The 13,681-nt window shown below is 38.1% G+C and carries 13 protein-coding genes; 5 read left to right on the top strand and 8 right to left on the bottom strand.

Annotated features, from left to right (window positions below; all coding sequences use genetic code 11):
* Positions 1 to 5: 5 nt before the first annotated feature.
* Positions 6 to 3,602 (top strand): AAA family ATPase, encoded by a 3,597-nt coding sequence (locus EXE10_RS13860; RefSeq protein ID WP_130113758.1) that lies wholly within the window; start codon positions 6 to 8, stop codon positions 3,600 to 3,602.
* On the top strand, positions 3,602 to 4,099 hold the full coding sequence (locus EXE10_RS13855) for a hypothetical protein (RefSeq protein WP_130113757.1): 498 nt from the start codon (positions 3,602 to 3,604) through the stop codon (positions 4,097 to 4,099). The genes EXE10_RS13860 and EXE10_RS13855 overlap by 1 nt, the downstream gene beginning before the upstream one ends.
* A gap of 222 nt (positions 4,100 to 4,321) precedes the next feature.
* Here EXE10_RS13855 and EXE10_RS13850 read toward each other — a convergent pair whose 3' ends face one another.
* The 4 genes from EXE10_RS13850 to EXE10_RS13835 form a co-directional block, all read right to left on the bottom strand.
* Complete coding sequence (locus EXE10_RS13850; RefSeq protein ID WP_130113756.1) at positions 4,322 to 5,077, bottom strand: hypothetical protein; 756 nt, start codon at positions 5,075 to 5,077, stop codon at positions 4,322 to 4,324.
* A gap of 225 nt (positions 5,078 to 5,302) precedes the next feature.
* Entirely contained in the window at positions 5,303 to 6,124 is an 822-nt protein-coding gene (locus EXE10_RS13845) for a hypothetical protein (protein WP_130113755.1), read from the bottom strand.
* Between the two features lie 189 nt (positions 6,125 to 6,313).
* Positions 6,314 to 7,114, bottom strand: coding sequence for a thioesterase family protein (locus tag EXE10_RS13840; RefSeq protein WP_130113754.1), 801 nt, complete (start codon positions 7,112 to 7,114; stop codon positions 6,314 to 6,316).
* Positions 7,115 to 7,524: 410 nt separating this feature from the next.
* A complete protein-coding gene (locus EXE10_RS13835) occupies positions 7,525 to 8,217 on the bottom strand; it encodes a YggS family pyridoxal phosphate-dependent enzyme (RefSeq protein ID WP_130113753.1) in 693 nt (230 codons plus the stop codon).
* A gap of 123 nt (positions 8,218 to 8,340) precedes the next feature.
* Here EXE10_RS13835 and EXE10_RS13830 point away from each other — a divergent pair, with 123 nt between their 5' ends.
* Together EXE10_RS13830 and EXE10_RS13825 are read left to right on the top strand one after the other, a co-directional pair.
* Positions 8,341 to 9,378, top strand: a complete 1,038-nt coding sequence (locus EXE10_RS13830) for a type IV pilus twitching motility protein PilT (protein WP_068975798.1) — start codon at positions 8,341 to 8,343, stop codon at positions 9,376 to 9,378.
* Between the two features lie 23 nt (positions 9,379 to 9,401).
* Positions 9,402 to 10,520, top strand: a complete 1,119-nt coding sequence (locus tag EXE10_RS13825; protein ID WP_130113752.1) for a PilT/PilU family type 4a pilus ATPase — start codon at positions 9,402 to 9,404, stop codon at positions 10,518 to 10,520.
* 84 nt (positions 10,521 to 10,604) lie between these two features.
* On the opposite strand, the gene fur is transcribed toward EXE10_RS13825, so the two are convergent.
* Positions 10,605 to 11,042, bottom strand: a complete 438-nt coding sequence (gene fur / locus EXE10_RS13820) for a ferric iron uptake transcriptional regulator (protein WP_068975800.1) — start codon at positions 11,040 to 11,042, stop codon at positions 10,605 to 10,607.
* Positions 11,043 to 11,154: 112 nt separating this feature from the next.
* Between fur and EXE10_RS13815 the strand changes: the two genes are divergently transcribed.
* Complete coding sequence (locus EXE10_RS13815) at positions 11,155 to 11,553, top strand: outer membrane protein assembly factor BamE (RefSeq protein WP_087552860.1); 399 nt, start codon at positions 11,155 to 11,157, stop codon at positions 11,551 to 11,553.
* 83 nt (positions 11,554 to 11,636) lie between these two features.
* On the opposite strand, the gene EXE10_RS13810 is transcribed toward EXE10_RS13815, so the two are convergent.
* From EXE10_RS13810 to EXE10_RS13800, 3 genes are all read right to left on the bottom strand, one after another.
* Positions 11,637 to 11,957, bottom strand: a complete 321-nt coding sequence (locus EXE10_RS13810; RefSeq protein ID WP_068975802.1) for an RnfH family protein — start codon at positions 11,955 to 11,957, stop codon at positions 11,637 to 11,639.
* 17 nt (positions 11,958 to 11,974) lie between these two features.
* A complete protein-coding gene (locus EXE10_RS13805; RefSeq protein ID WP_213073852.1) occupies positions 11,975 to 13,057 on the bottom strand; it encodes a hypothetical protein in 1,083 nt (360 codons plus the stop codon).
* Between the two features lie 232 nt (positions 13,058 to 13,289).
* Positions 13,290 to 13,679, bottom strand: coding sequence for a bacteriohemerythrin (locus tag EXE10_RS13800; RefSeq protein ID WP_228256838.1), 390 nt, complete (start codon positions 13,677 to 13,679; stop codon positions 13,290 to 13,292).
* Between the last annotated feature and the right edge of the window lie 2 nt (positions 13,680 to 13,681).

The following is a 13,681-nucleotide window of genomic DNA, read 5'->3' as shown; positions in this document are numbered from 1 at the left end:
TTGTCATGAAAATTTTATCCATTCGACTTAAAAATCTGGCATCTCTTTCAGGTGAGCATTTTATTGATTTTGAATCTGAACCTTTGGCTTCAGCAGGTTTAGTCGCAATTGTGGGGAAAACTGGTGCAGGGAAATCCACCATTTTAGATGCGATGTGTCTTGCCCTGTTTAATAAAATTCCACGTTTAAAAGACAGTGATGGCAAACTCACTGATGTCGATGGATCAGAACTGTTGACCAATTCACCACTGACGGTTTTACGTCGTGGTACGGCGCATGGTTTTGCTGAACTCACCTTTGTGGCGCAAGATCAGAAACATTATCTGGCACGTTGGGAACTGAAACGTTCACGTGAAAAATCCGATGGAAAACTGCAAAGTGTACAGCGTTATTTAAAATGCCTGACTGATGGTATTGTTGTTGCAGATAAAGCCAAAGCAGTCGATGCGAGTATTCATCAAATCACGCAACTTACTTTTGAACAGTTCACTCGTGCGGTACTTTTGGCACAATCTGAAGTGACCGCATTTTTAAAAGCTCGTGATAATGAACGTGGTGAATTACTTGAATATTTAACCAATTCTTCGATCTTTGCCAAGATTGGTCAATTGGCTTTTGAACGTACCAAAGCCGTTGCAGTAAAACGTAAAGAACTGGAAAATCTGCTTGGACATATAGAGATCCTTTCAGATGAACAAGTCACTGAATTATCCAATCAGTTTCAAATGGTTAATGCTGAATATCAAAAACTGGATGCTGAAAAATCACAACTTGAAAAGCAACGTCTATGGTTTGAGCGTAAGCAAAAGTTTGATCAAGAGATTATTTTAAAACAGCAAACGGTTGATCATTATCTGAAAGAGCAACAAAACTTAGCACCTGAACGTGAGCGTTTAACACGTTTGGAAATATTCTCCGAAATTCGTCCTTATGTGTTTCAGCAACAGCAACTGATCAAAGCTGAACAGGAACTTGCACCACAAATTCAGCAACAGCAAAATATATTTAATGAGTTATCAGCTCAGTTTGAAGCTCAAAAAAACCAATATTTAAATGCTGAAACCGCACTTGCAGAAATTCAAAATTTTGAAAATAAAAATCTAAATAAGATTAATGCAGTACGTGACTGTAATACTGAACGTGATCGTATCGGAGCTGAATTTAATCAGGTAAAGAAAAAATTATTTGAATTAGAACAGGATCAACAGCCTTTTTTACAACAAAAACAACAGCTTGAAAAACAGATTCAGCAGATTCAACAACAGCAAGATCATGTCAATGAACAACTGTTATCTACCCAACAATTTATCAGTTTAGATAAAGGCTTATCCGCTCATCTACAGCAGTTAGTCCAATTTATTCAGCAATATCAGAATATTGAAAATCAACTTGGTAATTCAACACAAGCCGAAAAACAGCTCAATGTGCAAAAAACTGAATTACAACAAGCCATTGCACAGTCTGGAAATATTGCACAACTCGAACAACGGGTTGAGCAAGGACGACTACAACGTGAGTCCAAGATTAATCAACGCAATCAACTGGATGTGATTCAGCAAAAACTTAATCAATACTTTGATTTAAAAAATGAATCTTTGCAGATCCATGAAAAATTTAGCAAGATCACGGCGCAATTACAGCAAACTGAAAAAAGCACCTTAATTGCGGAACAGGACTATCAATCCGCCAAAGACACACGGTTAAAATTGCAGGAAATACTGCAACAACAACGTTTATTGCATACTGAAAATGTTGAACATTTACGTGCAGAATTGACTGAAGGCAAGCCATGTTTAGTCTGTGGCAGTACTTCACATCCTTATAAAGTCGATGATTCTGCCGTGTCCAAAGCCTTATTTGATCTACATCAACAACAGGAACAGCAAGCACTGGTTAAAGAGCAGGAAACTTTAAAAAATTGGCAACAATCACAGCAACATTTAAGTAAATTCTCTGCTGAGCATGAACAGTTAAAAAGTGCAATTCAAAGCGACTCTGAGAAAACTTCGCAAATTGTAACTGCTTTAAATGAGCAGATTCAAACAGCGAATATTCAACTGGATTTAAGTTTATCACCTGCTGAAATTACACAAAAAATCCAACAATTTATTCAGCAAAATCAGCTCGATTTACAGCAACTTGAAACACAGACCAATCAGTCGATTGTGAATATTAAACAGCAACAACAATTGATGCAGAATATCCAACAAGCTGAACATTTACTGCAAAATGCACATAACCTACAACAACAAGTTTCACATCTTGTAACGTGTTTATCTGGTGCTGAAAAAGAACAATGGCAACAACAGACGACTGTACAAGCACAGCAATTGCATACACAACTTAAAAATCGCTTACTACAGAATGAGCAATTTGAACTGTTGAAACAACAACTCAATCATGCATCACAGCAGCTTCAGACAGTACAACTCAATCTGGAAAATACGTCGAAGCAAATTGCTGAAATGACTGAAAATTTCAATGCGATCAAAGTTAAGGGACTACAAAATACAGAAAAAGCCAATCAACTGATCTTAGAAATGACAGGTTTAAGTGATGTTAAACCGAATGAATGGTTGGCTGAACATGATGCTAAACGCCAAAATTTACAAACACAGTATCAGCAACTGAAACAGCAGTTTGACCAATCACGTAGCCAATACGATCAGCAAAAAAGTCGTGTAGAACAGTTACAAGCTCAACAGCAACAAAGCCTGAACAGCCTGAATCAAGTGAATCGTGATATTCAAAATTGGTTGAATGTTCATGCTGATTTTCAGAGTAATGATTTGGCTGAACTGGCACAAATCACGCCTGCGCAGGAACAGCAGATTCGTCAGAACTTGCAAAATACCGAACGTTTACTGCATGAAGCAAGTTCTGTACTTAAAACTATTCAAGCGCAATTGGCAGAGCATACATTACAACAGCCTGAGATTGATTTTGCACAATTACAGCAATTAATTGCAGAAAATATTGAAGCACTTAAAGCGCAGTCTGAAATTCGTGATCAAATCAAAATTGATCTGGCAAAGCATGACAGTAATGTGCAAAAGCAAAAACAATTTGCCGATCAGATTCAAGAAGTGCAACAAGAAGAACATCGCTGGAGCAAAATTTCAGGTTTAATGGGCGATTCGACTGGTAAAAAATTCCGTGATTATGCTCAACAGTTTAACCTCGATATTTTACTTGAACATGCCAATCAACAACTGGCGATGTTATCGCAACGCTACACCTTAAAACGTTTAGATAACTCATTAAGCCTCGCCATTATTGACCATGATATGGATGGTGAAACCCGTTCCGTAGCTTCGCTGTCAGGTGGTGAATCTTTCCTGACAGCCCTCGCCTTGTCGCTTGCGATTGCCAATATGGCATCGGGTTCGATGAAAATTGAATCGCTGTTTATAGATGAAGGCTTTGGCACATTGGATGCTTCGTCTTTGCACATGGTCATGAATGCTCTCGATCAATTGCAAAACCAAGGACGTAAAGTCGTGCTCATCTCACATATTCAGGACATGCATGAACGTATTCCTGTACAGATTCAGGTGCGTCCACTGGGTGCAGGTGCGAGTACCATTGAAGTGGTGAGTTAATGAAATTTAATCAAAGTGAACTTTTAGAAATTATCAACTTAGTTAACCAAATAAACCAATCATTTGATTTTCCAAGTAATAGTTGCTTATATTCAAGTTCTTTATTAACTGCTGTAATCAATGACCATTTACCCTATGAGGCTAAACTTATAGTAGGTTCCTTATCTATTAATGGGGCACTGGTATTTCAACATACGCCAATACTCCCTCTGCTTAAAAATAACACTGATTTAAAACTTTCATGGAATGGACACGCATGGATAGAAATATTTGATTTAATAATTGATTTATCAATAACTAATTCAATTTTTTCATCAAATAAACACAATAATTTTCAGCAACATATAATTAATCAATTCCACAAAGTACCTGATTATCTAATAGGTCAAAAAAACTTACTTTTAGATAAGGGGTTTAATTACATAGCTAAAGAAAAATTAACCAATCTTGAGATAGATTTATTTATAAAAAATCTAGATAATATTTTAAATGAATAACAAAAATTGATTTAAGTTTATTTATAACATACTTAAATAATACTTTTTCCTATCAATGCATTTTTTGTTTTATGTCATTTAGACCTTTAATTGATGTTGCCAAAGTATTGTTATTACTTGTGCTAAACTGCCTGAAGCCAATAATATTCCCAAGCAAAGCGATTTTTTCATGATGTTCACCGTTGGTATACAGATCAGAGCTGTATACCAACGGCTTAAATATCAACGATCTGCTGGAAAAGCATTTGGTGGTGGTGCATATTTATTAACAGGCTTTGCTTCTTCTTCAGGAGATTCAAGTTCGTAAATCGCAGTACCAATCACACCTGCATTTTGGATTGAACCATTGTCCGAATTTGCTGCATAAGACTCTTCTGGCTTGCTGAATGTAAATGATGCAACCGCACGCTCACTTTTACGAAAACCTTCGATCTTCAACGAATCATGAGCATGTAGAATATAACCTGCATTGCTACGAGATGCTTCACTGCCATTAATTACATCCACACCATCGACACTGGCAACCACTTCAAAGGTTTTGCCCGTATTATTTTCATATTGAAGTTGATAGCTACGCCCTTCTCGACCTTCTAGGTAATAACTTTGTCCAACACGATAGATAGGTAACTTATTACCCTGATCATCAATCACGGAGAATTCAATTTTCCCTGCAGCTAAAGAAATTGAATTGACTGATTTTCCTTGGTAATTTTTATCTGCATATTGCACGATACTTTCAGCGATTGGGTCACTCGACTTACGCTTTAAATCGACCTCAGTCACATGAGAGTCAATTTCATCCCCCCATTTCGTTCCAAGCTTTTCATCACTTGCAACATCATTATTGGCAGCTTCAGTAACAGCATCTGCACTGGTCGTTTGAGTATTACTATTTGCAGAACTTTCTTCCGCTTTTTTCGAACAAGCAGCAAGAAAAATACAGAACAAAAGGCATAACAGAATATTTATTTTTTTCATTATGTTACCTATTTTAAAGTTGTAAATAAGCTTCCAATCGTTTTAATGCTTTTATTTACCGCATTATATGATCAGAAATTTTGGGTAACTTAGACTATTATCACAGCCATCATATCAAGATGATTTTAGATTCACGATCATCAAATGGTTATAATTTTGTAATATTATAACATCTCAATAAAATTTATAATGAGGCATCTTTCGCCTCATTTTTAGATAGATCATCTAATCTGCTGGAAATGCATTCGGTGCAGGTGCATATCCATCATTTGTTTTTTTGGGTGGGTAATACTTAGGGGCTTTAAGTTCATAAACCACGGTACCAATTACACCTGTATTTTGAATTGAACCACTCGCGGAATTTGCTGCATAGGAGTTCTGAGGTTTACTGAACGTAAATGATGCAACGGATGAGTTACTTTTTCTAAAACCTTCAATTGCAAATGAGCTATAAGGGCGCAAAACATAACCACTCTTTGAACGAGATGCACGGCTACCATCGAGTACATCTAAACCATCAACACTCGCCACAATTTCAAAAGTCTGATTACTGGTATTTGAATAGCGAAGTTGATAGCTTTGCCCATCATTTGCTGATAAATAATAATTTTGACCATCACGATATAACGGTAAAATTCGCCCACGATCATCAACAACTGAAAAGCTAATTTTCCCAGAAGCTAAAGAAATGCTATTGATACCACGACCTGAAAACTGCTTACTGGCATAGCGAATTTGAGTTTCATCAATGGGGCTACTACTTAAACGCTTCAAATCAACTTGTGTTACATACGAACTTAGGTCATCACCCCACTTTGTTCCTAAGCGTTCATCTGAATGCACATTATTTTGCGTAGATGCAGCTCTAGCATTGGCTTTAGCTTTTGCATGAGTGGATGATGGAGCAGGTTTTGCAGAAGTTTCTGCTTGTGGTGCAGGTGCATATTCTGCTTCAGAAGCAGTCTCTGAGGTGGCAATTTTTGTTGTACTACACGCGCTGATTAAGCAGGTCAAAAATAGCCACAGTAAAATTTTCGATTTATACATGTTTCGTTCCCTTTTTTAGAATTATATTGAAATCAGTATAAATAAATTGATTGTTTTGATACGTTGAAAATTGTTAAACCGCTTTCGCTTTAAAAATTCACTTCAACATACACTCTCTAAAATGGCTTATTTGTCAAAGACCTATTCCAATCATTTAAAATAAGCCTTTGAAAATGCAAATAACGCTTTCTACTCTTGCATCGGGCGCAAAGTTAATATCTGCTCACTACGTCCAAAAGATCCTTGTGTATCATGCAAAATCGAACTAGATAAACCAATCCCATCCGCACCATATTGCTGAACTGCTTCAATGCCCAACCATTTACCTTGTGGCATGCGATACAAATGAATTTGTAAATCTAAATTTGGAAAACCCCAATCAAATGGACGATTTTGTCTAGGCACAATCCCATTCGCCATATCTGACATACAGACCAATTGTACAAACGGTGAGGTTGATTGCCCCTCAACCATATCGACATCAGTACTTAACCACACCAATCCTTTGCCATTTCTTTGCTGATTTGAGCGTGCTTCTACAGTCTTGGTATATTGACCACGCCACTGATGAATCCCATCGAATACTGGCATATTTTCAGGGCTTTCAACGGCTAAATCTTCAAGCCCTGCAATTGAAGAGGTATCGGAGGTCATCATACGCCAAGTATGCGCAACGACTAAGGTTTTACCTTGCCCTTTCATCGTCGATTCAATCAATTCAATGGTTTTACCTGCACGAATGGTTTTAGTCGTGATTTCAATTTCACCCAATGCAATCAAACCATAAATATCGAGGCTAATTCGCCCGATGCGCATATGCTGACGTGGTGCATATTGTTCTAGTTCTGCACAAATAATTCCTGTTGCAGGTGCCATATGTTGTTCATTGGGATTCCATGCACCTTGGGCATTCATGGTTGACACATAATGAGCGGTCACTACACCTTGGGCATCGATTTGACGATCAATCAATTGATAATATGCAGACATAAACTTCCCTGAAATTTTTAAATACTTTCGCGTTAAGCTAATTGTTTAGAATTATTTTTGTACTGAACTTTAGTGGCAAAGTCGAATAATTAAGGCAAATATGACCTCATGGGTTCTCAAGTTTGCAATTGCTGTTATTAGGGATGATATAAAAATGGGATGTTTGATCTGCTAAATGCGTAGACCTCTTACGTAAGTCATGAAATGTTCGAATATTAAACCCAGAGGTGTATCGAGAATTCCTTCTCTTGCGCCATATATGGCTCAGGGATGAGGAGGTAACTCCGCAAGAGGATGAGGGGGACTACTAATTAGAAATGCTCAAATGCTATCCACAATCACTTTCATAATAAGCCTCCTCTAAAAGGAGGCAAAACATCATGACAATAAAACCCTAAACTGACTTTGACCTACACCGACTTTGAATAGTCTCTCGAACCAAATAATGCTGTTCCCACTCGAACCATGGTTGAACCCGCAGCAATCGCCTCACTCATATCGCCTGACATTCCCATACTCAACGTATCCCAATCTTCAGGATGTGCATGTTGTGCTTTCACATTTTCAAATAAAGTTTTTGCATCTAAAAAAGCTTGTGGATTGTTTGGCGCAGGAATCACCATCAAACCACGTAATTTTAAATGTGGTAGTTGACTGATTTGAGCGACTAAATCCGCAACCTCTTCAGGCTGACAACCATCCTTGGTGTCTTGAGCATCAATATTGACTTGCAAACATATATTTAAGGGCTGTTGTGTTGCTTCACGTTGGTTGGATAAACGCTCAGCAATAATCAAACGATCCACCCCATGTACCCAAGCAAATTTTTCAGCTAAATGTTTGGTCTTATTGCGTTGTACATGACCAATAAAATGCCACTCAATCTCTAAATCACTTAAAGCTTCAATTTTATCCAAAGCTTCTTGCAAATAATTTTCCCCAAATGCGCGCTGTCCTGTTGCATACATTGCTTTTAACATTTCACTGGGGTGCGTTTTTGAAACTGCCAATAATTGCACCTGACTCACATCTCGATTTGCTGTCAAACAGGCTTGCTGAATTTGTTCTAACACATGATTTCGAGCTTGATTTAGATCATTCATTGATAGGATTCTCATTTCCAAAAAAATTCAGCTTCCAAGCGATGAAATTGTTGGTTATGCTGAGTGAAAAGCACTATTATTCTACAAAATAATTAAGTGAATAGCTTTAAATTCGGGGACATTATGGATATTACAGAATTATTGGCATTTTCTGTCAAAAACGGGGCATCAGACTTACACCTTTCAGCTGGTATGCCACCGATGATTCGTGTGGATGGTGAAGTTCGCCGTATCAATTTACCAGCTTTAGAACATAAAGATGTTCACCGCCTTGTTTATGACATCATGAATGATAAACAGCGTCGTGATTTTGAAGAACAATTAGAAACTGACTTTTCATTTGAAGTCCCTGGTGTTGCCCGTTTCCGTGTCAACGCATTTAACCAAAACCGTGGTGCAGGTGCTGTATTCCGTACCATTCCTTCTAAAGTTTTAACGATGGAAGATTTGGGCCTAGGACAAATCTTTAAAGATCTTTGTGAATTACCTCGTGGTTTAATTCTCGTCACAGGGCCTACAGGTTCGGGTAAGTCAACAACCTTAGCAGCAATGGTTGATTTCATTAATGACAATCGTTATGACCACATCCTCACAGTCGAAGATCCTATTGAATTTGTGCATCAATCGAAGAAATGTTTGATCAACCAGCGTGAAGTACATCGTGATACCCATGGCTTTAATGAAGCACTGCGTTCGGCGCTTCGTGAAGACCCAGACATCATCCTCGTCGGGGAAATGCGTGACCTTGAAACGATTCGTTTGGCACTCACAGCTGCGGAAACAGGTCACTTGGTATTTGGTACGCTACACACCACGTCTGCGGCAAAAACCATTGACCGTGTGATCGACGTATTCCCTGCTGAAGAAAAAGACATGGTTCGTGCCATGTTATCTGAATCCTTACAAGCTGTTATTTCTCAATGTCTACTGAAAAAAACAGGTGGTGGACGAGTTGCCGCGCATGAAATCATGATCGGTATTCCTGCAATCCGTAACTTAATCCGTGAAAACAAAGTTGCTCAAATGTACTCTGCGATTCAAACGGGTGCAAACTATGGTATGACGACATTGGACCAAAGTTTAAAAACACTGGTATCTAAAGGTGTAATTAGCCCTCAAGTTGCACGAAATTCTGCAAAACAACCAGAATCATTCTTATAAAAATGGATAATTAGGAATTAAAGATGGACTTTAATGACTTGCTCAATATGATGACTGAGCAAAAAGCATCCGATTTATTTATTACGGCTGATGTTGAACCATCAATGAAAATTAATGGTCAAATCGTACCTGTCGTAAAAACCAAGTTGAATGGCGACATCATCATGCAATTGCTCAACTCAATTATGAGTGAGAAGCAACGCAAAGAATTTGCCGAAACACGTGAGTGTAACTTCGCAATTACCAATAAAGACAAGACAGCACGTTTTCGTGTCAGTGCATTTCAGCAACGTGATCTGCCAGGCATGGTTTTACGTCGTATTGAAACCAAAATTCCAACGATGGAAGAATTAAAACTTCCACCAATCCTGAAAGATTTAGCCATGACCAAACGTGGTATTATTATCTTTGTAGGTGCGACGGGTACAGGTAAATCAACCTCTTTAGCATCCATTATTGGTTACCGTAATCACAATTCCAAAGGTCATATCATTACCATTGAAGACCCAATTGAATTTGTTCATGAACATGCGGGTTGTATCATTACTCAACGTGAAGTCGGTATTGATACCGATTCATTTGAAATTGCATTGAAAAATACATTACGTCAAGCCCCTGATGTAATTTTGATTGGTGAGATTCGATCTCGTGAAACCATGGATTACGCGATTGCCTTTGCGGAAACGGGTCACTTGGTTTTTGCGACACTGCATGCCAACAACGCCAACCAAGCCATTGATCGTATTATTCACTTCTTTGAATCTGACCGTCATAGCCAATTGTTCATGGACTTGTCGCTGAATTTAAAAGCGATGATCGCGCAACAGTTGATTCCAACACCAGATGGTAATTCTCGTCGTGCTGCGATTGAAATTCTAATCAACTCCCCTTTAATTTCTGATTTGATCCGTAAAGGTGACATTCACGAAATTAAAGATTTGATGAAACGCTCACGTGAGTTAGGGATGCAAACCTTTGACCAAGCCTTGTTTGACTTATATAAAGCAGGGCAAATCACCTATAAAGATGCACTAAAACATGCAGATTCACCAAATGATTTACGTCTACAAATCAAACTGGATGAAGAAGGTGGCGCGCAACTGCTCAATGCAAATACTAAATTAACTTTCGACGGTCAATAGATTTCATAATTGCCGAATACGTCATAAAAAAGGGAGCTGAATTCATTCAGCTCCCTTTTTTAATTTGTTGTATTTATGTGATTTTTAGCGCTTACGATACGCTTCCTGACATTCAGGTGCATCACAATAACCGTATAGATTCAACGAATGTCCAGTCAATTTGAAACCATGTTTATCTGCAACTTCATGCTGTTCATGTTCGATAATATCATTAGTAAATTCAACAACTTTATTACAGTTTTGACAAACAATATGATCATGATGATCTTCTTGCATAATTTCAAAAACAGAGTGATTGTTTTCAAAATGATGACGCTGAATAATACCCGCAGCTTCGAATTGTGTTAACACACGATATACGGTAGCCAAACCGACATCTTCACCTTGCTCAAGTAATGTTTTATAAATGTCTTCCGCGCTCAAGTGGTGTTGTCTTGAATTTTCTAATAATTCCAAAATCTTGATTCGTGGTAGGGTAACTTTAAGTCCAGCTTTTCGTAAATCTTGATTTGAAATAGGCATATAAAAAGGTCTCTCAACAAATTTTAAGTTGGAATATGCAACAGAGTTGAGATGCAGTATGATCTATCCGTGGATCAATTGCATCATAATTAATTTGGGATAGTGTAGCAAAATGCAAAAAATCATGCTGACGTTATTCGTCGCTTCTTTACTTGGTGGCTGTTCAGTATTTGGAGTATACAAAGTTGATATTCCTCAAGGAACACCCTTAACCCAAGCTCAAGCTTCAAAAATTCAAGTCGGTATGAACTACCAACAAGTCCGTTTCTTGCTTGGTAGCCCAACAGTCACAGATCCAATGAATCCAGGACGATGGGACTACATTTACAACTATATCCCAGGAACTTATGCAAAAAAAGCCAAGATTCCCGCAGCACATGGTCAACATCTCAAGGTTTACTTCGATGAAGCAGGTGTAGTCACCCAAATCGAAGGCCTAGAAACCATTCCAGAGTCTCAACCAGGCTTACCAGCTTCTAAAGAAGCGATATTGAATGCGCCCCCACTATAGACACTTTGCTATAAAAAGAAACCCCTCATTGAGGGGTTTTTTATATGCATTCAATTGTTTAAAGCGATTATTGAAATAATTGCTTATTTGAATAGCAATTGTTGGTAACGATTACCACGACAATAACGCCCTACAGGATTCGCTTTGGCGCGATTACGACGAATATCTTTAGGGTTAATGGTTAAAGCTCTATATATTTCAACACGATCCCCTGCGGCTAGCAGTTGTTGTTGATCTTTACATTTCACACCAAAAATACCAAAACTAAAATTTTCAGGTAATTCTACTTGCGCAGCCAAACCGCTTTGAGCAATCGCATCAGCAATCGTCATACCGTCACAAAATTGTAACTCAATGTGAAATTGCTGCGTTTCAGCAGCATATGCGACCCAAACTTTCGACACACGCCCACCTTTAATTTTTAAATCAATTGACCAATATAGGCAACGATTGCCAAGATAATAGCCAATGGAATAACAATACGTACTGCAATACGCCAAATATTATAGAATGCTTCTGAACTAAAATTCATGGCTTTACGCAAATGACTGATCTTCATGATCCAACCCACAAAGATTGCATAGATCAGACAAATCACTAAGCCCCATAACATGAGTAATGGATTAAAGATCGTCAATATATTTGGAATTGCCCAAACCAACAACGCTGCTAGTAATACGACGAATTGAATCACAATCGAAGTTTGACGCTGTACCAATTGTTCTTTTGCCAGTTGCAACAACAATGCAGCAGAAACAATGGCTGTAAATAATAAGGTATATGCTGGAATTTGCGCTGAAACTGCAAAGAAACCAAATGCAATTACGGCTAAAATTTGTGCAATCCAGATCGGTAAAGCTGTTTTCGATGCTTCATTATGTTGTTGTGTATTCAACAAACTGGTTTGCCAATACAGACCTAAACCTAAACCAGTCGCTACAAGCGCTAAAATACTCGCTTTACTCCATTCACTGAACTCAACAGGTGTCACGTGCCATGCTTGTAAATTCGTTCCAAAGACATTGGCAACAACCAACGACAACACAACACCAAGCGCTGTCAAAGCAATTAAGATTTGACGAGGAACAAATGAAAGTGCAAATGCCACAACAGCAACGCCGACAAATGCGATATTCGTCGCGACAGGTAACTGTGCGAACTGTACAGCACTTTGACTAATATTAGATAAGATTCCACCCGCAAGGAACGGAATGAATACGACAGCCAACCACCCTACAATACGCCATGATTGAGACGCATCTGCATCACGCGTTAAACTCGACAACGCATTCAGCGCGGTTGTTTTCGAACGCTTTGCCAATGCTACTTCTAAATAAGTAATCGGCAATGCCAAGATCAGCATTGACACTAACCACAATATCCAAAAATCAATTTGTCGATCAAGCTGAATACCCAAGCTTGGTGCCAAGCCTGCGATAATCATAAATGAGAGACAAAATGCCATGAGCGGCGATAACCATCGTGACATAGAATAATCCTGCATGAGGTGTTTCGTAAAAAGTTCTGCTATTTTGCCTTTCTCGTTGCTGAAAATCAAAACATAAAAGAACATCGCAAAAGAAAAAAGCAAATCACCCCTCGATGATTTGCTGCGCTAGATTTTTTATAATCTATCCACTTTCTTTTTATACCCTCTGAATTTTTTTAGTTAGAGAGTTGGTCACTTCCATAATTCATTCAAATATTGCCGTTATATCACCAGCATTGATTCGATATTATGAGAAGAATCTTGCAAACCAATTCTTACCTTTTTTCTTCTCATTTTCTTTGATAATGCCCATCATATTCAACTTCACAGCGCCGACATAATCCGCATCATCGTGTTGAATATGGTTAATTAACCATTTTGAAAGCACTTCATGTAATTCTTTTTCAATTGAATTACCTTGCTCAAAACTCGTACGATAGCTTTCAATACGTTTAATAAATAAATCATGTACACGTTTATGTGGAACACGATATTTATAACCCGCTTCTTCTTGCAAACTTTCCTCAAAAGTAAAATGCGATTGAGTATAGTCAATAATATTATCAAGAATTTGCTTAATACGCGCACGATCCGTTGCAATACCAATTTCATCAATTTCATTGATGTAATCCAAAATCC

Origin of the sequence: Acinetobacter sp. WCHAc060033, from assembly GCF_004209125.1 — a bacterium.
GTDB lineage: Bacteria > Pseudomonadota > Gammaproteobacteria > Pseudomonadales > Moraxellaceae > Acinetobacter > Acinetobacter wuhouensis.
Note: the sequence above shows the minus strand (reverse complement) of the source record. Positions and strands in the feature narration are given on the sequence as shown.